A 20,196-nucleotide genomic window follows, 5' to 3' on the forward strand; every position below is an offset into this window, starting at 1 on the left:
GTCGGCGAGGTGCCCCGCCACCGGGCCGAGGGTCACCACGCCGCTGCCCGCGCCGGCCAACTCCCCGGCGGCGGGGGCGAGCGCGGCGTACGCCCGCCGCATCGTGGCGTGGTCGTCGAGGGCGAGGGCGGCGCGGGCGGCAAGGCAGATCCGGGCCTCGCGCAGCAGGTCGTGCGGCGAGTCCGGCAGGGCACGCAGCGCGGCGGCGGCCTCGCCGCGACGGCCGGCGGCGAGCAGGACCAGGGGACGCGCCCAGGGTTCGTACGGCCCGAAGTCCGTCCCTGCCCCGGCGACGCCCTCCTCCTGCGGCGCGGACGGCCGCAGGCACAGCAGCGCCAGCGCGAGCAGGCCCCGCTCCATGCCGGGCATCCCGCTGCCGGTGAGCCGGGCCTGTGCCGCCCGGTAGGCGGCCTCCGCCTCGTCGGGGTGCCCGCCGATCGCCAGTCGCAGGGCGGCGTACCAGGCGGTGAAGACGCCCACCAGCGGCAGGTCGTACCGCTCGGCGAGGCGTTCGGCGGCGCCCGCGTGCGCGTCCGCGGCCCTGAGGTCGGCCAGCGCGCAGCGCGCCTGGAGGAGGACGAGATGGCCGAGGACCTCGACACTCACCAACCCGTGCCGGTCGGCCAGCTCGACCAGCTCGGCGCCGATGCGGGCGCGTTCGGCGGCGAGGCCGGCCCGGCCGAAGGTGTGCAGGAAGCGGGCGTTGAGCGCGTGGGCGAGCAGCGCCGGGTGCGACAGCCGCCGGGCGATCGCCTCCGCCTCGCACGCCGCCCGGTGACCACGGTCGGTGGTGGTGCCGCGCAGTTCGAGGGCGAGGGTGCTCAGCAGCCGGCTGCGCCGTCGCGGCTCGTCCTCGCCGAGCGCGGCCAGCGCCCGCTCGGCGGCCCGGGCGACCTGGCGGGCGAGGTGTTCGTCGTCGTTGCGGGTCCAGACGGCCGGGACGTCGAAGGCGGTGAGGACGCCCTCGGTCAGGGTGGCGTCGTCGAGCCCGGCGGCGGTGGTGAGCGCCGTGGACCGCAGCCGCCGCGCCTCGTCGAGGTGGCCGGTGACGGCGAGCGCGCGGCCCAGCCCCATGACCGCGTTCAGCCGCCCGCGTACGTCGCCGTCGCCCGCCCGGTCGTGGGCGGCGAGCGCCTGCCGCCACAGGCGGGCCGCCTCGTGCGGGTGGAAGCGCCGTTCGGCCCGCTCTGCCGCCGCCCTGGCGTAGCGCGCGGCGCGGGGGGCGGTGGCGCGGCTCGCCGCGAGGGCGAAGTGGTGGGCGAGGGCGGCGACGTCCTGCGGGTGCAGCCGCTCGATCGCCTCGCCGGCGGCGGCGTGCCAGCGGGCCCGGCGCGGCGCGGACAGGTCGCCGTAGAGGGTGTCGCGCACCAGGATGTGGGTGAACCGCAGTCGCCCGCCGACGCCATGCTCGGTGAGGAAGCCGGCCGCCAGGGCCAGGTCCAGGCCGTCGAGGACCCCGGTGGCGTCGCCGGCCAGGGCGACCAGCACGTCCGGGTCGACGTCCCGGCCGAGCACGGCCGCCTGCCGCAGCAGGGTCCGTGCCCCGTCCGGCAGCCCGGTCAGCCGATGGCGGATGACGTCGCGTACGCCCGCCGGAACCTCGTGCAGGGCCGCGCTGTCGCCGGTGGCGAGCAACCGCGCCAGTTCCCGGACGAAGAACGGGTTGCCGCCGCTGCGTTGGTGGATCAGGCGTACCACTGACGGGTCCAGGTCCCGCCGGGCGGCGCTGCGGGCCAGGTCGCCGGTCGCGGGCTCGGCCAGACCGCCCAGGTGCACCCGGACGGGTTCGAGGCGGGCGATCCGGGCCAGCGCGGCCGTCAGCTCCGGGGTGATCTCGGCGGTGCGGTACGTGCCGACGATCAGCACCGGTCCGGTCACCGGCTCCGGCTCGCCGACCAGGGCGGTCAGCAGGTCCAGGGTGTCGGCGTCGGCGCGGTGCAGGTCGTCGACGACGAGCAGCACGGGCCCCCGGTCGGCCACCGTCGAGACCAGCGAGGCGACGGCGCGGCGCAGCCGGAAGCGGGCCACCGCCGGGTCCGCCGCCGGGCCCGCCCCGTCGGGCTCCGGCTGCGCGGCGCCGGGGGCGGACGCGGTGAGCGCGGCGGCGATCTGGGCCCACGGCCAGGCGACCGGGGCGCCCTCGTACTCGGGGCTGCGGCCCCACGCGCTCGTCCAGCCGGCGGCGGCCAGGTCCCGGGCGAGGGCGTCGGCGAGCGCCGTCTTGCCCGCGCCCGGCTCGCCGGAGACGAGGGCGAACCCGGGCGTGCCCTGCCGGGCGACGTGGGCGGCGGCCTGCCGCAGGGCGGTCAGCTCCTCGTCCCGGCCCACGAACGGGCGCTCGTCGGGCGGCGCCACCGCGACGGTCCGCGCGGGGGTGGTCACCTCGGCGACCGGGCCGGGCGGGAACAGCTGCGGCGCCTGGGCGAGGATGTCCGCCTCCAGTCGACGCAGCCGGGGGCCCGGGTCCACGCCCAGCTCCGCGACCAGGGTGGCGCGGGCCTGCCGCAGCGCGGCCAGCGCCTCACCCTGGCGACCCGACCGGTAGAGGGCGGTGGCCAGCAGCCGCCAGGCGTCCTCCCGCAGCGGGTGGTCGGTGGTGTGGGCCCGCAGTCCGCCGGCGGCCTCGGCGGCCCGGTCGAGCGCCAGCAGCGCCTCCGCCCGCCGCTCGACGGCCAGCATCCGCAGCTCGTCGAGCCGGTCGATCTCCGCGCGGGCCCAGGGCTCCCCCGCGAACTCCGCGTACGCCGGACCGCGCCACAGGCCGAGGGCATCGTCCAGGCGGCCCAGCGCGGACGCGGCGCCGCCCGCCGCGAGCAGCTCGCCGGCCTCGCCGACGGCCGCCTCGAACCGCCAGGCGTCCACCGCGTCCGGGGCCGCGCGCAGCGAGTAGCCGGGCGGGGCGGTCACCAGCAGGCGGGCCGGTTGCCGGGGTGCCCGGCCCGGTTCCAGGATGCGACGCAGGTCGGCGACGAACGTCCGGATCGCCCCCACCGCGCCGTCCGAGGGCGTCTCCCACAGGTCCCCGACGAGCCGCTCGACCGGCACGACCCGGCCCCGGGCGACGAGCAGGCGGGCCAGCACGGCCCGGTGGCGGGGGCCCTTCAGCGCGACGGGACCGGCGTCGCGCACCGCGCGCACCGGCCCCAGCACGCCGAAGGCCACCGCGTCCCCCGCCGGCTGCCTGGTCATGGCACCAATCTAGGCAGGTCCCGGCGGGCAGGCGCCCACGGCCGGGTCACCGCGCCGCTCATCCGTTGCTGACCGGGCGCTGATCGCCTCCGGGCACGCTCGGGGCCGGACGACGTGGTCCCCGGACCACCACACCCGCCGCGAGGGCGGCACCACAGGAAGGCCCACCATGAACCCGACGATCAGCGGATTCGACCGCCGGCGCGTCACCGTCGCCGACGGCGTGACGCTCAGCGCGGCCGTCGCCGGCGCAGGCAGCCCGATCGTGCTGCTGCACGGCTTCCCGCAGACCCACCTCATGTGGCGGCACGTCGCCGCCGACCTCGCCGCCGACCACACCGTGATCTGCCCCGACCTGCGGGGCTACGGCGACAGCGACAAGCCGGCCGACCCGGACGGGACCGCGTACTCGAAGCGAACCATGGCCGCCGACGTCGTCGCGCTCGCCCGGGCGCTGGGCCACGAGCGGTTCGCGCTCGCCGGACACGACCGCGGCGCCCTGGTCGCCGTCCGCGCCGGCCTGGACCATCCCCGGGCGATCACCCATCTCGCCGCGCTGGACGTGCTGCCCACCCTCGACATGTGGGACGTCATGCGCGGCACCACCGCCGCCGTCGGCTTCCACCTCTACCTGATGGCCCAGCCCCCGGGCCTGCCCGAGCGGCTGATCGGGGCGAGCCCGGACGCCTTCTTCGGCCACTTCCTCGACGCCTGGACCCGCAACCCGGACGCCATCCCCGCCGAGGTGCGGGCGGCGTACCTGCGGGCGTCGCGGGAGGCGGTCGCCTCCATCGTCGCCGACTACCGGGCCTCCGCCGGGATCGACGTCGAGCACGACCGCGCCGACCGGGCCGCCGGCGCCACGCTGCGGATGCCGGTGAGCATGCTGCAACAGGACTGGGGCGCCGCCCTCGGCTACGACGCGGCCGGGCTGTGGCGGGCCTGGGCGCCGGAGCTGGAGCACCGGACCGTCACCTGCGGTCATTTCATGGCCGAGGAGGCGCCGACCGAGGTCGTCGGGGCCCTGCGCGCCCTCCTGGCCAGGTAGCGCCGCGGCGGGCGGTCGCCGGCCGGTCCCCCGCCCGGGTCCCGGTCCGACCCGGTCGTCGGGCCCGCCGCATCCGCCGGGGCGGCCGGGTTCCGGCAACCTCACTACTCTGGCGTACGTGACGACGCGCACCACGTACGCCGGCGCGGCCCCGAGCCGGGTCGCGGCCTCCCGCCGAGGGACGGCGGCGTGGTGACCGGCCGGCTGACGCAGCTGTGGCGCTACCCGGTGAAGTCGATGCTGGGCGAGCGGCTGCCCGCCGCCGACGTCGGCCCGGCGGGGGTGACGGGCGACCGGCGGCTGGCCCTGCGGCACCGGGACACCGGGCGGGTGGCCAGCGCGAAGCACCCCCGGCTCTGGCGCGGCCTGCTCACGCTCCGCGCGGCCGGCGCCGCACCCGACGCGGTACGGATCACGCTGCCCGACGGGCGCGCCCTGTCCAGCGCGGACCCCGACGTCGACGAGGTGCTCTCCCGGGTGCTCGACGTCCCGGTGACGCTGATCGACCGGCCGCCCGCCGGGGCGGTCCTGGACCGGGCCGACCCGGACGCGGTGCTGGCCGCCGGTGTCGCCGCCGAGGTCCCGGTCGACGCCAACCCGCTCGGGGCGGCGGCGCCGGGCACCTTCTTCGACTTCGCCCCGGTGCACCTGGTCACCACGGCCACCCTGGCCCGGGTGGCCGCCGCGCTTCCGGGCGGCACCGTCGAGGCGGTCCGCTACCGGCCCAACCTCGTGCTCGACGTCGACGTGGACGGCTTCGCCGAGAACGACTGGGTCGGCCGTGAGCTGCGGGTCGGTTCCGAGCTGGTGCTGCGGGTGCTCGCCCCGACCCCGCGCTGCGCCGTGCCGACCCTGGCGCACGGGCCGCTCCCCCGGCAGGCAGAGGCGCTGCGCGTCCCGGCCCGCCTCAACCGGGTCGCGCCGCTGCCACAGCTGGGCCCGCAGCCGTGCGTGGGCGCGTACGCGCAGGTGGTGCGAGGCGGTCGGGTGGAGCAGGGGTCCGTGGTCGAGGTCGGCTGAGCCGCCTCAGTCCTCGTCCTCGTCGTCGTCGCGCGACGACGTGTCGACCCGGTCGAGCAGGGCGTCGAGGCGGGCCGCCGTGTCGGGCGGGAGCTGCCCCTCCTCGGCCGCCTCGGCGAGGCGTTCCCGCAGCTGTTCGACCCGCTTGGCCCGGTCCTTCGGCTTGCCCCGGCTCAGCTCGGCGAACTTGTCCCGCAGCCCCTCGACCGTCTTGCGGTCGATCTCGCCGCGGGCCTGCGCCCAGGCGAGCACCGCGGCGAACTCGGCGGCGATCTGCCGCAGGCCGACCGGGTCGGGCCGCCTGGTCACCGGCGGCGGGGCCGAGGTGGTGGCCGGCGGCGGCGTCGGCTCGGCCGAGGTCGGGTCCCCGGCCGGCGTGCCGGTGGCGGGGGCCGCCACCGGTGGCCGGCCTGCACCGTCGCCGAGGACGAGCGCCCCGACGAGCCCGACGAGCAGCGCGACGCCGACGGCGACCAGCACGGTGAGGGACCGGTCCCGGGGCGCCCCCGGCCCACCGGTCGGGGCGGGACGGGCGGCGCGGCCGGCCACGGGGTGCCGCCCGCCCACGGGGGCGGGGTACGGCACCCCGGCGCGGCCGGCGCGCCCCGGGTCCGACGGCGGCGGCGAGCGGTCGATCAGGGTCGGCGGGTGCGCCGCGCCGGCGGACAGGGTCGGCAGGATGGCCGTGGCCGGGTCGGCCGGGGCCCCCGCGCCGAAGCGGGCGGAGAGCTGCGCCGCGCTCGGCCGGCGCGCCGGGTCGGTGGCGAGGCAGGCCAGGGTCAGCTCGGCGATGTCGGCCGGCAGCCCGGGGACCCGCGGGGGCGGCACCGGCGGGTGCCCGGCGTGCACCTCCAGCGCGTCCTCCCAGGTCTGCACGGGCAGTGGGGCCCGGCCCGTGAGGGTGCGGTAGAGCAGCGCCCCGAGCGCGTAGACGTCGCTGGCCGGGTTCGGCGGGCCGGGCCGCATCCGCTCCGGGGCGAAGTAGGCGGGCGTGCCCATCAGCAGCTCGCCGGTCTGCCCGGCGCGCGGGTGGTGCGGTCCGGCGAGCGCGGCGATGCCGAAGTCGAGCACCTTGGCGCCGGTCTCGGTGAGCATGACGTTGCCGGGCTTGACGTCGCGGTGCACCACGCCGATGCGGTGGGCGGCGGCGAGCGCGGCGGCGACCTGACCGGCCACCCGCACCGCCTCCGGCCACGGCAGCGGGCCGGCGGCGAGCCGGTCGGCGAGGTTGCGCCCTTGGACCAGCTCCATCACCAGGTACGGCACGACCACGCCGCCGTCCAGGCTCGCCTCGCCGTAGTCGTACACCTGGGTGACGTGCGGGTGGGTGAGCCGCGCGGCGGCGCGGGCCTCGCGCTGGATGGTCGCCCGCAGCTGCGGGTCGGTGGCGAACTCCCGGGTGAGGGCCTTGACCGCGACGGGGCGGTGCAGCACCTCGTCGTCGGCGCGCCACACCTCGGACATCCCGCCGAGGCCGATGCGCTCGCGCAGGACGTACCGGTCGTGCAACCGCAGGGTGGGCGAGAACGGCGACATAGCCGTTCAGTCTGCCCTGCCTGCGGGCGCGCCCACCAGCCGCGTGCCGGTCGTCGCGGGTCGGGCGGCGACGGCCGGCACGCGGCGACGGTCAGGAGCAGCGCGGCGCGCCAGCGACCGGCGCCGGCTGGATCCGGTCGGCGAGCCGGCGCAGGACGTCGGCGGCGACCAGCCGGGTGGGGGCGAGCCGCGCGACGCGTGGCCGCTCCGGGCGGACGGGGGCGTCCGGCCGGGCGGAGTTGACGTGGCGGGTCACCGCGTCGATGGCGAGGACGAAGCCGGTGGGCTGTTCCATGGTCAGCTCCCTGGGACGGGTCCGGTGGTGGACCGGACGACGAGTGCGGTGGGCAGCAGGACGTGGCCGGCCGCCGGATCGGCGGGCGGGTCGAGCAGGAGTCGGGCGGCGATGCGCCCCTTCTCCTCGGCGGGTTGCCGCACGGTGGTGAGGCCGGCGGTGGCGGCCTCGGCGATGTCGTCGAAGCCGGTGACCGAGACGGACGGCCGGCCGGCCCCGGCAAGGGCGTCGAGGACGCCGAGGGCGAGCACGTCCGCGCAGGCCAGCACCGCCGTGGGCGGTTCGGGGGCGGCGAGGGCGGCGGCGACGGCCGTGGCCCCGGCCGACCGGCTGTTGTCGGTGGCGGCGAGCACGGTCAGCTCGGACCAGGCGACGCCGACCTCGGCGAAGGCGTCGGCGAACCCGGCCAGCCGCGCCCGGGTGGTCGGGTGGGCGACGTCGGCCACGCCGGCGAGGCGCAGTTCGCCCGGGGCCGCGCCGGGCCGGACGGCGTCGCCGAGCAGGGCGACCCGCCGGTGCCCGAGTTGCGCCACGTGCGTGGCGACGGCCCGGGCGGCGGCCCGCTCGTCGATGCCGACGTAACGGTCGTCGGGGCCGGCGTCGTCGCGGGGAGCGGTGGTGACGACGGGCAGGTTGCGCTCGCGGAGCACGTCGACGACCCAGCCCTCGTCGCCGACGCAGTAGACGCAGAAGCCGTCGACGGCGGCGTTCTCCACCGCCCGCCGCGCGGCGGCCTCGTCGGCCGGCAGCGGCACGAGCAGCAGGCTGGTGCCGTGCCGCTCGGCCGCCTCCGCGACGCCGGCCAGGAAGCGGACCGCGAAGGGGTCGGTGAAGGCGTACGACAGCCGCGGCTCGAAGAGCACCCCGATGGCGCCGACGTAGCCGCGCCGCAGCGACCGGGCGGTGGGGTTGGGGCCGGGGTAGCCGAGCTGCCGCGCGGCGTCGAGGATCCGCTGGCGCAGCGCGGCGGAGAGCTGGTCGGGCCGGCTGTAGGCGTTGGAGACGGTGCTGCGGGACACGCCGACGGCGTCCGCGACGGCCTGCAGGGTCGGCTTCACCGCGCCTCCTCTGTATCGATTCAGACTGGATCGATACAGAGACTAGGCGGAGGGGGCCGCCCTCGTCAACGCCGCACGGCGGGCGCGACGAAAACACCCCGCCCGGTCAGGCCGGACGGGGTGGTCGGAGGTGGGTGGTCAGGGCTTGCGGGCCACTGCCCCGTACATGCTGATCTCGGCCGCCGAAGGGCGCGGCTGCGGGGCGTCCTCGGCCCGCCACTCGGCGACCGAGGTGAGGCCCGGCTCCACCAGCTCCAGCCCGTCGAAGAACCGGGCGAACTCGGCCCGGGTGCGCAGGTTGATCAGGCCGTGCGGGCTGCCGCCCCGGGCCGCCGCCTTCGCCTCCTGCGCCACCTCCGGGGGGAGGTAGTCGTGGGTGGCGTGCGAGGCCGCCAGGTAGCTGCCGGGCGGCAGCGCGTCGAGCAGCCGGCCGACCACGGCGTACGGGTCGTCGTCGTCGCCGACGAAGTGCAGGATCGCGACCAGCATCAGCGCGACCGGCCGGGACAGGTCGATGGTGCGCAGCAGGTCGGGATGGTGCAGGATCCGCTCCGGGTCGCGCAGGTCGGCGTCGATGTAGGCGGTGGCGCCCTCGGGCGAGCTGGTCAGCAGCGCCCGGGCGTGCGCGAGCACGATCGGGTCGTTGTCGACGTAGACCACCCGGGACTCGGGGGCGACCGCCTGGGCGACCTCGTGGGTGTTGTCGGCGGTCGGGATGCCGGTGCCGATGTCGAGGAACTGGCGGATGCCCGCCTCCCGGGCGAGATGACGCACCGCCCGCTGGAGGAAACGGCGGTTCTCCAGGGCGGCGGTGCGGATGGTCGGGAAGGACGCCGCCACCGCGTCGCCGGAGTCCCGGTCGGCCTGGAAGTTGTCCTTGCCGCCGAGCCAGTAGTTGTACCGGCGGGCGGGGTGGGCCACCGACGTGTCGATGCGGTCGCTCGGGTGGGCGGGGCCGGTCGTCGTACCCGGGGCATCGGTGGTCAAGGCAGCCTCCACGACTCTGCGCCGCCCGCGACGGGGGGCGTCCGTCCACTGTCGCCGGTCGGCGACCATGGTAGCCGCACCGCCCCCGGGGCGAGGCCCCGCCGCGGTCACCCCGGGTAGAGGTCGTCCAGGATCCCGCCGAGGATCTCCGGCGTACGCTCCGGCGGCTCGGCCTCCACGCAGAGCCGCTCCATCGCCACGGCGTAGTAGTCGAGGTCGTCGCGCTTGTCGAGGTAGAGCGCGCTGGTGAGCTGTTCGATGTAGACGATGTCGGGCAGCTCCCGGTCGCCGAAGCGCAGGATGGTGAAGGCCCCGCCCGCGGCGGCGTGCCCACCGGCGGCGAACGGAATGACCTGGAGCCGGATGTTCGGCGACTTGGTCGCCTCGATCAACGCCGCCACCTGCTCGCGCATCACCCGCGGGCCGCCGATCGGCCGGCGCAGCGCGGCCTCGTCGACCACCGCCCAGAGCTGCGGCGGGTTCTCGCGGTGCAGCAACCGCTGCCGCTGCATGCGCAGCGCGACCCGGCGCTCGATCTCCGCCGGCGCGGCGCGCCCGTGCCCGAGCAGCACCACCGCCCGGGCGTACTCCCGGGTCTGGAGCAGGCCGGGGACGAACTGGACCTCGTAGCTGCGGATGAGCGCGGCGGCCGCCTCCAGGCCCAGGTACGACTGGAACCAGTTCGGCAGCACGTCACCGTAGCGGTGCCACCAGCCCGGGCTGTTGGCGTCGCGGGCGAGCTTGAGCAGCGCCTCCCGCTCCGCGGGCGCGGTGACGCCGTAGAGGGTGAGCAGGTCCGCGACGTCGCGCTCCTTGAAGCCGACCCGGCCCAGCTCCATCCGGCTGATCTTCGACTCCGAGGCGCGGATCTCCCAGCCGGCGCCCTCCCGGGTCACCCCGCTGGACTCGCGCAGCCGGCGCAGCTGGGCGCCGAGCAACATGCGCAGCACGGTCGGGCCGGTCCCCGGACCGCCCTCGGCGGGACCCACCGTCACAGCCGACCTCCACATGCGGTTCGTGCCGGCCAGGTGCCCCCGCGCGGCCGACGTGTAAGCATGCCATGAACCGTGAGTGAGGTGAACTTCCTCGGTGCGGACAGTTCGTCCGTCGGCCGGACGCGGTCAGGCGATCAGATTGTCGAAGTCGCCGTCGCGGGCGCCGAGCACGAAGGCGGCGATCTCGTCCACCGTGTAGATCAACGCCGGCCCCTCGGGGTGCCGGGAGTTGCGCAGGGCGATGCCGGCGCCGCCGGGCAGCTCGGCCAGCTCGACGCAGTTGCCGCTGGGGTTGCTCCGGCGACTCTTCTGCCAGTCGAGCGGGGGCAGCTGGGTGGTGGGAACGCCGTTCGGAGGCTGCTGCATGGACGTCTTTCTCTCGCGAGCCCCGGCGACGCCGGGCAGTGGTGCCTGGTCAGGGGCGCACGGCATCGACGAAGGGCTTCCTGCACGTGCATCTGCTATTGCATCTGCATCGGACAGCGAGCATGATAACGCACGTGAACGGTGCCCATCTGTTCACGCAGAGTTACCCCACCTGGGCTGCCACCAGGAAGGACGGGACCCGGGCGCGGGTGCGGACCGCCGCGCGCCGGGCGCAGACACGTGGTGATGGGAGGTCTCGTGCCGGATCCGATGACCATCGCGTCCGGCATCTGTGCGGCCGGGGCGCTCGTCACCTCCTGGCAGCTGCGGCGGCGCGCCATCGCGGCCGAGGCCGAGATCGGGCACCTCCAGGCCGAGCTCGCCGCCGAGCGGCACGCCGCCAGCCACGACCCCCTCACCGGCCTGCCCAACCGCCGCGCGTTCTACCGCCTGGCCGCCACGCTGCTCACCGACGCGGCCGGGCAGCCGCTGATCGCCGTGGTGCTCGACCTCGACGACTTCAAGCAGATCAACGACCGCTACGGGCACGCCGCCGGCGACCAGGTGCTGGTCAGCGTCGGCCAACGGCTCGCCACCTTCGCCGGGGACAACCTGGTCGCCCGGCTCGGCGGCGACGAGTTCGCCGGGCTGCTGGCCAGCCCGACGATCGACCGGCGGTGGATCGAGCACGCCACCCGGCGGCTCTGCGACAGCCTCGCCGCGCCGATCCCGCTGGGCGGGCTCAGCGTCCGGGTGACCGCCTCCGTCGGGCTCGCCCCCGTCACCGGGCCGGCGCAGCTCACCGAGGCCCTGGACCGGGCCGACGCCGCCATGTACCGGGCCAAGAGCCTCGGGGTGGCCCGCCCACCCCGGCAGCTCGTCGACACCGCCCACCTGGCGGAGTGCTGAGCGGCAGAGCCCGTCCTCCTCGCGGGCCTGGGGGCGTCGGGCCGGGCGCGCCCGGTCCTCCCGGCGCCCGCCATCGGCGGCGCCGCCCGGCCCCTCCACCACCGGCCCCGCCACGACGCGTCTGGACGTGTCTCGCGCCGGTTGCCGGGTATGCCGGCCGCGTCAGCGCCGCGCCGGCCGAGAGGGGAAACACCGTGGCGAGCATCCGGGCCCTGGTCCTGAACTGCACCCTCAAGCGGTCCCCCGCCCCGTCGAGCGCCGAGGTGCTCGGGCGCGAGGTGCTCGACGCCCTCGCCGATCAGGGCGTGGCGGGCGACCTGGTCCGCGTCGTCGACCACGACGTGCGATTCGGCGTCTCCACCGACGAGGGCGACGGCGACGGCTGGCCCGCCATCCGGTCCAGGTTGATGGCCGCGCAGATCCTCGTCCTCGCCACGCCGATCTGGCTCGGCCAGCCCTCCGCCGTGTGCAAGATGGTCCTCGAACGGCTCGACGCCGAGCTCTCCGAGACCGACGCCGAGGGCCGGCTGCTCACCTACGGCAAGGTGGCCGGGGTGGCGGTCGTCGGCAACGAGGACGGCGCGCACCACACCATCGGCGAGGTGCAGCAGGCCCTCAACGAGGTCGGTTTCACCTGCCCCGCGGCGGGCGCCACCTACTGGGTCGGCGAGGCGCTGCACAAGGTGGACTACATCGACGCCCGGCCCAAGCCCGACACCACGGGCCGCACCACGAAGGCGCTGGCGCTCAACAGCGCGCACCTGGCCCGGCTCCTGGCCGAGCAGCCGTACCCGCCGCCGGACGCCCGCGCCGCCGGGGTCGGCCCGAGCCGCGAGCCGGCCTGACGGTCAGCGCCAGCCGTAGCCGGCGCGCAGGGCCTGCCCGACCCGGTCGAAACGGGCCCGGTCCAACACCGCGCCCTCGCGGCGGATGCTGTCCTCGCGCATGGTCAGCACGCGGTCCAGCCGCACCCAGCTCGGCCGGTTGTCCCGGTCCCACTCGCCCGGGCCGAGCGCGAGCCAGTGCCGCTGGCCGTCGCGCTCGCTCTGACTGGACAGCATCAGCCCGAACAGCGTCCGGCTGTGCCGGCCCACCACCAGCACCGGGCGGTCCTTGCCCTGGCGGGGGTCGTCCTCGTACGGCACCCAGGTCCAGACGATCTCCCCCGGGTCGGCGTGCCCGTCGAGCTCCGGGGCGTACGCCAGTTGCCGGCGCTGCAACGCGGCGACCTGGCGGGGGCGGGCGACCTGCGCCGGGCCGGGCCGGGGCCGGCGCGGCGACGGGATGACGCCGCCGATGCGGGCCGCCACACTCCTGAGAAGTCCTGCCACGACCGGCAGCCTATCCCCCGCCGCGGGTGCCGGCCCGGGCGGGACAATCCGGTGGACCGGGCCCGGGTGATCGGTCAGGATCGGCGCCATGCCGGTTCCCGCCCACCAGGTCCGTGCCCGTCACACCGCCGACACCGTGACCGTGTACCAGGCGTACCCGCCGGAGATCGCCCGTCCGGCGCTGGCCGCCGGCCGCTTCGTGCCGCCGTTCAAACGAGAACGGATGACCTGGATCAAGCCGTCGTTCCGCTGGATGATGTACCGCTGCGGCTGGGCCACGAAGCCCGGGCAGGAGCGGGTGCTGGCCGTCGAGATCACCCGCGCCGGCTTCGAGTGGGCGCTGGCCAACTCGTGCCTGAGCAGCTTCGACCGCGACCGCCACCCGGACCGGGAGGCCTGGTCGCGGCGGCTGCGGGCCAGCCCGGTGCGGGTGCAGTGGGACCCGGAGCGGTCGCTGCGCCTGGCCCCGCTGCCGCACCGGTCCCTCCAGGTCGGGCTCTCCGGCGAGGCGGTGCGGCGCTACGTCGACGAGTGGCTGGTCGGCCTCACCGACGTGACCCCGACCGCCCACGCGGTACGCGCGGCGCTCGACGCCGGCGACGACGCCGCCGCCGAGGCGCTGCTGCCCCCGGAACGCCCGTACCCGCTGCCGGCCGACGTGGCCGCCGTGGTCGGCGCGACGGCGCCGTGACGGAGCCGGGCGCCGGGCCGCTCCGGCCCGGCTCCGCACGCCACCTGCCGCTGCTCCAGCCGGTCCTCGAGGTGGGTCCCCTCGACCCCCTTCCGCCCTGGCCGGTGGCCGACGTCGGGCCGTGGCTGGCGCTCTCCGGTGCCCTGAGCGCCGCCGAGGTGGGCGCCGCCGTGGCCCGGATCGCGGCGTACAACCACCTCGACGACCGCACGGTGTGGCCGGGGGACGACGATCCGCTGACCGCCGTGCTGCCGGTGGCGGCGGCCGGCCCGGAGCCTGGCGCCCTGGTGGTGCCCGGCGGCCTGCGCCTCAGCGACCCGGCCACGCAGGCGCGGGTCGACCCGGGCTGCTGCAGTGACCTGAACGACTGGCGCGAGTGGTACGGGATTCCGGCGGGCGCCTCGCCGGACCTGGGCCACGATCCCGACCCCTGGGTGGAGCTCCGGCCGGGGGGCACGGTCCGGGTCTGGGCGGACGAGCGGGGCGGTTCCTGGGTAAACGTCCCCGTCGACGAGCTGACGAGACTCGTCGACGGCGTCCAGGCGGACCTGGCCGGGTTCCTGCGGGCGCTGCGGAGCTGGGCCGAGGACGTCGTTCCCGCCGGCGCGGACGCGCTGGTCGCGAGCCTGGACCGGCATCTGCGGGTGTCGGGACCGGGTGCCCAGGGCGCGACCGTGAGCCGACCGGCGGTGCCGGGCGGCGCCGTACCCGCCCGGCACGTGCTTGACTGAGGCGTCGGTGCCGGCACGGGCGGGGGTGGTGCCAGGTGGTCTTCGAGCTGCGGACGCGGGGCCCGGCCGCGGGGCCGACGGCGGTCGGTCCGAGCCGGCCGCCCGCCCGCTCCCGGCGGCGGGTCGCTGGCGCGGCGGCGCTCGCCCTGCTCCTGCTGGCGGGCGCGACCGGTTGCACCGGGAGCGGGCCTCCGCAGCCCCCGCCGGCCGGCGCCGCGTCCGCCACCGCCGGCACGGGTCCGTCCCCCACGCCGGGCGCGCCGGCGGTCGAGACCCGCGACGACCTGGCGGGCCTGTTCCGGCAGGCCGGCCTGCGGGGCACCTTCGTGCTGTACGACGTGACGGCCAATCGCGTCGTCATGGTCGACCGGGAGCGGGCCGAACGCCGGCTCGTCCCCGCCTCGACGTTCAAGATCCCGCACAGTCTGATCGCGCTGGAGACCGGCGTGGTGCGCGACGAGCGGGAGAAGGTCCCGTACGGCGGCCGGCCGCAACGCGTCGCCGCCTGGGAGCGGGACATGGGGCTGCGCGACGCGGTCCGGGTCTCCAACGTGCCGGTGTTCCAGGAGCTGGCCCGCCGCATCGGGCCGGACCGGGAACGGGAGTGGCTGCGCCGGCTCGGCTACGGCAACGGCCAGGTCGGGCCGGTGGTGGACCAGTTCTGGTTGCGCGGGCCGCTGGAGATCTCGGCCGACGAGCAGGCGCGGTGGCTGGCCCGGCTGGCCCGGGGCGAGCTGCCGGCCGACCGGGGGCACCAGGCCACCGTCCGGGACATCCTGCGCCTGGAGCGCGCCGCCGGGTACGCCCTCCACGGCAAGACCGGCCAGACGGACGCCACCGACCCGGGCACCGGATGGTGGGTCGGCTGGGTCGAACGCGGCGACCGGCTGTACTGCTTCGCGCTGAACGTGGACATCCGCGCGGACGGCGACGCCGACAAGCGCCTGCCGCTGGGCCGGCAGCTGCTGCACCGCCTCGGCGCCCTGCCCACCGCCTGACGCGGCGGATAATCGCTTGCCGCACCCCGGGCGACTCCGCCATCGTGCGTCCATGACGTTCTGACGGGCAGCACCCCCAGCACCGAGGCGCGCGGCACCGAGCGGTGTCGTGCAGCCCTCCGTTCCCGTTCCCGTTTCCGCGAGAAGCGAGCGTCCTTGTCTCAGCACCAGCCCCCGCGGCGGTCCGCCCCGGCCACCGTCGCCGTGTTCGCCTCCCCCACCAGCTGGATCGAATCCGACGCCCTCGCCCAGTGCCAGCAGGTGGCCGCCCTCGACGGCATGATCCATGTCGCCGCCATGCCGGACCTGCACCCGGGCAAGGGCGCCCCCATCGGCGCCGCCATGGCGTCGACCGTGCTGTACCCGTTCCTGGTGGGCTCCGACATCGGCTGCGGCATCGCCGTGTTCCCCATCCGGCTCAAGCGGGCCGTGCCGGAGCGGCTCGCCGCCCGGTTCCCCGACCTCGACCGCCCGCTCGACCCGCAGGCCGACGCCGACGACCCCGCCTGGGCCGTCGTGGCGGGCGACATCCCCGCCGGCCACACCGAAGGGCTCGGGACGGTCGGCCGGGGAAACCACTTCGTCGAGCTGGCGCGCGTCGGAACGGTCTTCGAGCCGGGCCACGCGAGCCGGCTCGGGCTCGACGCCGGCGACCTCGTGCTCGTCGTCCACTCCGGTTCCCGGGGGCTGGGCGAGCGCATCCTGCGGACGCACACCGAGGCCCACGGCGCGGGCCCCGCCCCTGATCCGGCGGCCTACCTGGCGGCGCACGACGACGCCGTACGGTGGGGCTCGCTCAACCGGCGGCTGCTGGCCGCCCGGGTCGCCCACGCCCTGGGGGCCGAGCCCACCGAGCCCGTCGTCGACCAGTGCCACAACCTGGTGGAGGTCCGCGACGGGGTCTACCTGCACCGCAAGGGCGCGGCGCCGGGCGACGGCCGCGACGTGCTCGTCGCCGGCACCCGGGGCACCCCCTCCTACCTGGTGGCCGCCCACGCCGGCCCGGACGCCAACCACTCGGTGGCGCACGGCGCGGGCCGCAAGATGTCCCGCGCCGACGCCCTGCGTCGGAGCCGGGCCAAGCACACCGTCGAGGAACTGCGGCGTACCCCGGTGGGGTCGCTGGTGGTGTGCGGCGACCGGCAGCTGCTCTTCGAGGAGGCGCCCACGGCCTACAAGCGCATCGAACGGGTGATCGCCGACCTCGTCGACCACGACCTGGCCACGCCCGTGGCCACCACAGTCCCCCTGGTCACCTACAAGACGCCCGACGTCGGGCCCACCGCCCGACCGGACCGCCGCGACGACCGCCGCAGGCGGGGCAAGCCGTGAGCCTCCATCTGCTCATGTCCGCCGGGCGCGGCCCGCAGGAGTGCGCCTGGGCGCTGGCCCGGCTGCTGCGGCGCCTGGAAGCCGAGGCCGCCCGGCGGGGCGTGACCACCCACCGGGTCCACAGCGTGCCCGGTGACCGGGCTGACACCTACCGATCGGTCCTGGTCCGGATCTCCGGCGGCGACGCGGAGGCGTTCGCCGCCTCGTGGACCGGCACCCTGTGCTGGCAGGCGCCCAGCCCCTACCGGGCGAGCACCGGCCGGAAGAACTGGTACGTCGTCGCCCGACCGTGCCAGCTCGACAGCCCGACCACCGTGTTCGCGGAGGCGGACGTGGACATCGTGGCCTGCCGTACCGGCGGGCCCGGCGGCCAGCACCGGAACAAGGCCAGCACGGCGGTGCGGGCCACCCACCGTCCCTCCGGCATCGTCGTCGTGGTCGACACCGAACGGCAGTTCAGCCTCAACCGCCGCCTCGCCCTGCAGTTGCTGCGGCAGCGCCTCGCGCACGGCGACGAGACCGCGGAGCGCGCCGTCGTCACCGCCCGGTGGCGGATCCACGACGAACTCGTCCGCGGCGACCCCACCCGCGTCGAGCGCCCGGAACCGTCGGGGCGGGAGACGGCCCCGACGCAGCGGACGCGCAGCCGGCGCCCTGCCCGCGGCTCGGCCGCGTCAGCCTCGTGACCGGCAGGAGCCGGGCGTCGTCGGCACCGTCACCCGCACGCGCTCGTCCTCCGGGCGGCTGCCGATGTCGTGTGGCGCGGCTCCTCCGGGACTTCCTCGGGCGGGTCCACCCCTGACCGTCCCCGCGGTCGGGGGCGGCTGGCCGGGGCGCGACCGGATCCGCGCCCTAGGTGAGGCAGGCGAGGAGGTCCCGGTATGCCTCGTCCACCCTGCCGTGCGCGGTGTGCACCACCCTGGTCCCGGGCCGGGTGGCGACGACCGCGAGCAGCCGGTCGTACATCGCCGCCAGCTCCGCGGCCCCGCCCTGCCGGTCGAGCAGGCGCTGGGCGTCGAGATGCGCCGGGTCCGTGGAGGTACGGCTGCGTTCGGCGAACCGCCGCAGCGCGTTCTCCTTGTCGTCGAGCAGGACGATCTCGTGGAACTCGGCGCCGGCGTCGCGCGCCACGCGCTCGGCCTGCGCGATGAACTCGGGGCGGCCGAGGAACTGCGGGACGATCACGTCGTGGCGGCCGGCCAGGTGCGCCCGGGCCGCCGCCAGGGCGACCGCGCGGGCGAGCAGCCCGGCGGGACCGGGGTGCTCCCGCCACCCCCCGACGAGTTCGCGGATCCGGTCGATGTCGAGGTCGAGCGCGAGCGGATGGTCCTCGACGTACCTGCGGGCCAGCGTCGACTTGCCGCAGCCGGGCGGACCGTTGAGCACGATCAGGCGCGGCACCGGCCCGGCAGCCGGCTGGGCCTCCGTCATGACCCGCCTCCCCGGTCGGCCCGGCGGCGCCCGTACCGACGCCCACGATGGTACGTCCGCCCGCCGGGCGCGGGTGCCCGTGCGGCGCGGGCCGTCCCGGGGTTCGCAGGGACGGCCCGCGCCGCGCGTGGTGGGTCAGGAGGACCCGGGCTTCGTGGCGGCCGGTGGCGCGCCGGCGGTCACGAGGGCCCGCAGTTGCGGCGCCATCGTCGCGCTGTCCGGCTCGTGACGCAGCTCGCGCAGCAGTCCGGCGACCATGCCGACCATCACGAACAGGAACGGCAGCGCGGCGAGGATGGTCAGCGACTGCAGGGCGGACAGCCCGCCGGCGAGCAGCAGCACCGCGGCCACCAGGCCGGTCAGGACGCCCCACGTCGAGACCAGCCAGGCCTTGGGCTCCAGGTCGCCACGGGAGGAGAGCGTGCCCATCACCACCGAGGCGGCGTCGGCGCCGCTGACGAAGAAGAGCGCCACCAGCACCACGACCAGGACCGCGGTGACGGTGAAGAACGGGAACTCCCGCAGGACCGCGAAGAGCGCCGCCTCCGGGCTCTCCTTCACCGCGGCCGAGAGGTCGGTGCCGCCGAGTTGCAGGTCGATGGCGGTACCGCCGAACACCGAGAACCAGACGACGCTGACGAGGCTCGGGACGGCCACCACGCCGAGGACGAACTGGCGGATGGTGCGGCCCTTGGAGATGCGCGCGATGAAGGCGCCGACGAACGGCGTCCAGGAGATCCACCAGGCCCAGTAGAAGATGGTCCAGCCCGCCATCCACTGCTCGCCGCCGAAGGCGCCGGTGCGGAAGCTCATCGGGATGAGGTCGTAGAGGTACCCGCCGGTCGAGGCGGTGAGCGTGTTGAGGACGAAGACCGTCGGGCCCACCACGAGCAGGAAGAACATCAGCGCCACCGCGAGCACCATGTTGGTGTTCGAGAGGAACTGGATGCCCCGCTTGACGCCCGTGACGGCGGAGACCACGAACGCCACCGTGAGCACCGCGATGATGCCGATCGCCAGCGGGGTGGACTTCGGCACGTCCCAGAGGTTCGTCAGGCCGCTGTTGATCTGGAGGGCGCCCAGGCCGAGGGAGACAGCCGATCCGAACAGCGTCGCGAGGATCGCGAAGATGTCGATGGCCCGGCCGGGTCCCCGGTCGGCGCGCTCCCCGATGAGCGGGAAGAAGGCGCTGCTGATCAGCCCGCGCCGGCCCTTGCGGAAGGTGAAGTAGGCCAGCGTCAGACCCACCACGGCATAGATCGCCCAGGGGTGCAGCGCCCAGTGGAAGAAGGAGTACTCCATGGCCACCCGGGCGGCCTGCGGGGAGTTCGCTTCGTTGAGGCCGCGCGGCGGGGTCGCCAGGTGGGACAGCGGCTCGGCGGCGCCCCAGAACATCAGACCGATGCCCATGCCAGCGCTGAACATCATCGCCACCCAGGAGACGGTGGAGAACTCCGGCTCGTCGTCGTCGCGGCCGAGCTTGATCCGGCCGTACCGGCTGAGCGCCAGCCAGACCGACAGCACCACGAAGCCGGTGCTGGCCAGCACGAAGACCCAGCCGAACGACCGGACCACCCAGTCGAGGGCGGTGCCGGTGACCGAGGCGAGGTTGTCGGTGGCCACGATGCCCCACGCGACGAAGAGGACGGACACCACGGCGGCGACGCCCAGCACCGTCCCGTCGATGCCCTGTGGCGGGCGGCCCGGCGGGGGTGGTGCGTCGCCCGGCGGGGTGTCGTCGTCGGTTGCCGGACCTGTGGCGGACACGGTCATGGTCTGTGGACCTCCGTGGGCTGCCGGGCGCGCCGGCCGCGTTCCGGCTCCGCGCGCGCCGGTCGGCCCGCATCTCGGGGTTGTCCCGCGCCCCCGTCCGGGTGCCCGGGACTCGGAAAGTGGTCGCCGAGGGTGCCGACGTCGTTCCGGCGGACGTACGCGGTCCGCCGGGGCTCGGCTGCCACCGACGTCGGCGACGACCGGCGATCACTTTGCGCGTCGATGTTGGAGGTGATCCTGCGGTCTCATGACAGTCCCGTGACAAAGCCGGCGCGCCGGCGGATCACGAGTTACCGTCCTCATCGTGCCGCGACAGGTGCGGCATCCGACCGTGCGCGGAGCACCAGCCGGCCGCGGCGCGGGCCCCTCCGTCACCATCGCCGGGAACTCTCCGGGCACCCGCCGGCCGGACGGGAACGGGTGCTCCCGCGCCTGCTCGGCGACGAGATCGGTCGTCGGCCGGCCCGGCCAGCAGATGACGGCGGCGCGCCGAGCCGGCACAGTGA

General features: G+C 76.3%; 19 protein-coding genes. 9 read left to right on the forward strand and 10 right to left on the reverse strand.

All coding sequences use genetic code 11. From position 1 onward, the window contains the following. A partial coding sequence (locus tag AB0G08_RS15960; protein ID WP_358087846.1) for a BTAD domain-containing putative transcriptional regulator occupies window positions 1–3,189 on the reverse strand: 3,189 nt, incomplete at its 3' end. Window positions 3,190–3,358: 169 nt separating this feature from the next. Between AB0G08_RS15960 and AB0G08_RS15965 the strand changes: the two genes are divergently transcribed. Continuing rightward, window positions 3,359–4,237 (forward strand): alpha/beta hydrolase, encoded by an 879-nt coding sequence (locus AB0G08_RS15965; RefSeq protein ID WP_358087849.1) that lies wholly within the window; start codon window positions 3,359–3,361, stop codon window positions 4,235–4,237. Window positions 4,238–4,426: 189 nt separating this feature from the next. After that, the gene (locus tag AB0G08_RS15970) at window positions 4,427–5,257 is read left to right on the forward strand and encodes an MOSC N-terminal beta barrel domain-containing protein (RefSeq protein WP_358087852.1); all 831 of its coding nucleotides are present in this window, start codon (window positions 4,427–4,429) and stop codon (window positions 5,255–5,257) included. Between the two features lie 6 nt (window positions 5,258–5,263). On the opposite strand, the gene AB0G08_RS15975 is transcribed toward AB0G08_RS15970, so the two are convergent. The 6 genes from AB0G08_RS15975 to AB0G08_RS16000 form a co-directional block, all read right to left on the reverse strand. Then, on the reverse strand, window positions 5,264–6,793 hold the full coding sequence (locus AB0G08_RS15975; RefSeq protein WP_358087855.1) for a protein kinase: 1,530 nt from the start codon (window positions 6,791–6,793) through the stop codon (window positions 5,264–5,266). A gap of 91 nt (window positions 6,794–6,884) precedes the next feature. Next, window positions 6,885–7,088, reverse strand: coding sequence for a hypothetical protein (locus AB0G08_RS15980; RefSeq protein WP_358087858.1), 204 nt, complete (start codon window positions 7,086–7,088; stop codon window positions 6,885–6,887). A 2-nt stretch (window positions 7,089–7,090) separates the two neighbouring features. After that, complete coding sequence (locus AB0G08_RS15985) at window positions 7,091–8,146, reverse strand: LacI family DNA-binding transcriptional regulator (RefSeq protein WP_358087861.1); 1,056 nt, start codon at window positions 8,144–8,146, stop codon at window positions 7,091–7,093. Between the two features lie 138 nt (window positions 8,147–8,284). After that, a complete protein-coding gene (locus tag AB0G08_RS15990; protein ID WP_358087864.1) occupies window positions 8,285–9,133 on the reverse strand; it encodes an SAM-dependent methyltransferase in 849 nt (282 codons plus the stop codon). A 107-nt stretch (window positions 9,134–9,240) separates the two neighbouring features. Next, a complete protein-coding gene (locus tag AB0G08_RS15995; RefSeq protein ID WP_358087866.1) occupies window positions 9,241–10,128 on the reverse strand; it encodes a helix-turn-helix transcriptional regulator in 888 nt (295 codons plus the stop codon). A 126-nt stretch (window positions 10,129–10,254) separates the two neighbouring features. Next, a complete protein-coding gene (locus AB0G08_RS16000) occupies window positions 10,255–10,494 on the reverse strand; it encodes a DUF397 domain-containing protein (protein ID WP_358087868.1) in 240 nt (79 codons plus the stop codon). A 258-nt stretch (window positions 10,495–10,752) separates the two neighbouring features. On the opposite strand from AB0G08_RS16000, the gene AB0G08_RS16005 reads away from it, so the two are divergent. After that, on the forward strand, window positions 10,753–11,403 hold the full coding sequence (locus AB0G08_RS16005; RefSeq protein WP_358087871.1) for a GGDEF domain-containing protein: 651 nt from the start codon (window positions 10,753–10,755) through the stop codon (window positions 11,401–11,403). Window positions 11,404–11,597: 194 nt separating this feature from the next. Then, window positions 11,598–12,248 carry an NAD(P)H-dependent oxidoreductase gene (locus tag AB0G08_RS16010; RefSeq protein ID WP_358087874.1) on the forward strand — a complete coding sequence of 217 codons (651 nt, stop codon included), beginning with the start codon at window positions 11,598–11,600 and terminating at the stop codon, window positions 12,246–12,248. A gap of 3 nt (window positions 12,249–12,251) precedes the next feature. Here the strand turns inward: AB0G08_RS16010 and AB0G08_RS16015 are convergent, their stop codons facing one another. Further along, window positions 12,252–12,734, reverse strand: a complete 483-nt coding sequence (locus AB0G08_RS16015; protein WP_357881217.1) for a type II toxin-antitoxin system PemK/MazF family toxin — start codon at window positions 12,732–12,734, stop codon at window positions 12,252–12,254. An 88-nt stretch (window positions 12,735–12,822) separates the two neighbouring features. Between AB0G08_RS16015 and AB0G08_RS16020 the strand changes: the two genes are divergently transcribed. From AB0G08_RS16020 to prfH, 5 genes are all read left to right on the forward strand, one after another. Continuing rightward, a complete protein-coding gene (locus AB0G08_RS16020; RefSeq protein ID WP_358087877.1) occupies window positions 12,823–13,425 on the forward strand; it encodes a DUF4291 domain-containing protein in 603 nt (200 codons plus the stop codon). Beyond that, window positions 13,422–14,156, forward strand: coding sequence for a hypothetical protein (locus AB0G08_RS16025; protein ID WP_358087879.1), 735 nt, complete (start codon window positions 13,422–13,424; stop codon window positions 14,154–14,156). Before AB0G08_RS16020 ends, AB0G08_RS16025 begins: the two co-directional genes overlap by 4 nt. Window positions 14,157–14,191: 35 nt before the next feature. After that, a complete protein-coding gene (gene blaOXA, locus AB0G08_RS16030; RefSeq protein WP_358087882.1) occupies window positions 14,192–15,154 on the forward strand; it encodes a class D beta-lactamase in 963 nt (320 codons plus the stop codon). 156 nt (window positions 15,155–15,310) lie between these two features. Further along, window positions 15,311–16,486 (forward strand): RNA ligase RtcB family protein, encoded by a 1,176-nt coding sequence (locus tag AB0G08_RS16035; RefSeq protein ID WP_358087885.1) that lies wholly within the window; start codon window positions 15,311–15,313, stop codon window positions 16,484–16,486. Next, the gene (gene prfH / locus AB0G08_RS16040) at window positions 16,483–17,172 is read left to right on the forward strand and encodes a peptide chain release factor H (RefSeq protein ID WP_358087888.1); all 690 of its coding nucleotides are present in this window, start codon (window positions 16,483–16,485) and stop codon (window positions 17,170–17,172) included. The genes AB0G08_RS16035 and prfH overlap by 4 nt, the downstream gene beginning before the upstream one ends. Window positions 17,173–17,338: 166 nt before the next feature. Here the strand turns inward: prfH and AB0G08_RS16045 are convergent, their stop codons facing one another. Together AB0G08_RS16045 and AB0G08_RS16050 are read right to left on the reverse strand one after the other, a co-directional pair. Beyond that, complete coding sequence (locus AB0G08_RS16045) at window positions 17,339–17,917, reverse strand: AAA family ATPase (protein ID WP_358087891.1); 579 nt, start codon at window positions 17,915–17,917, stop codon at window positions 17,339–17,341. A gap of 135 nt (window positions 17,918–18,052) precedes the next feature. Further along, on the reverse strand, window positions 18,053–19,690 hold the full coding sequence (locus AB0G08_RS16050; protein WP_358087894.1) for a BCCT family transporter: 1,638 nt from the start codon (window positions 19,688–19,690) through the stop codon (window positions 18,053–18,055). Window positions 19,691–20,196 lie beyond the last annotated feature (506 nt).

It is taken from the genome of Micromonospora sp. NPDC023644 (genome assembly GCF_040640115.1).
In the GTDB taxonomy this organism is placed as follows: Bacteria; Actinomycetota; Actinomycetes; order Mycobacteriales; family Micromonosporaceae; genus Micromonospora.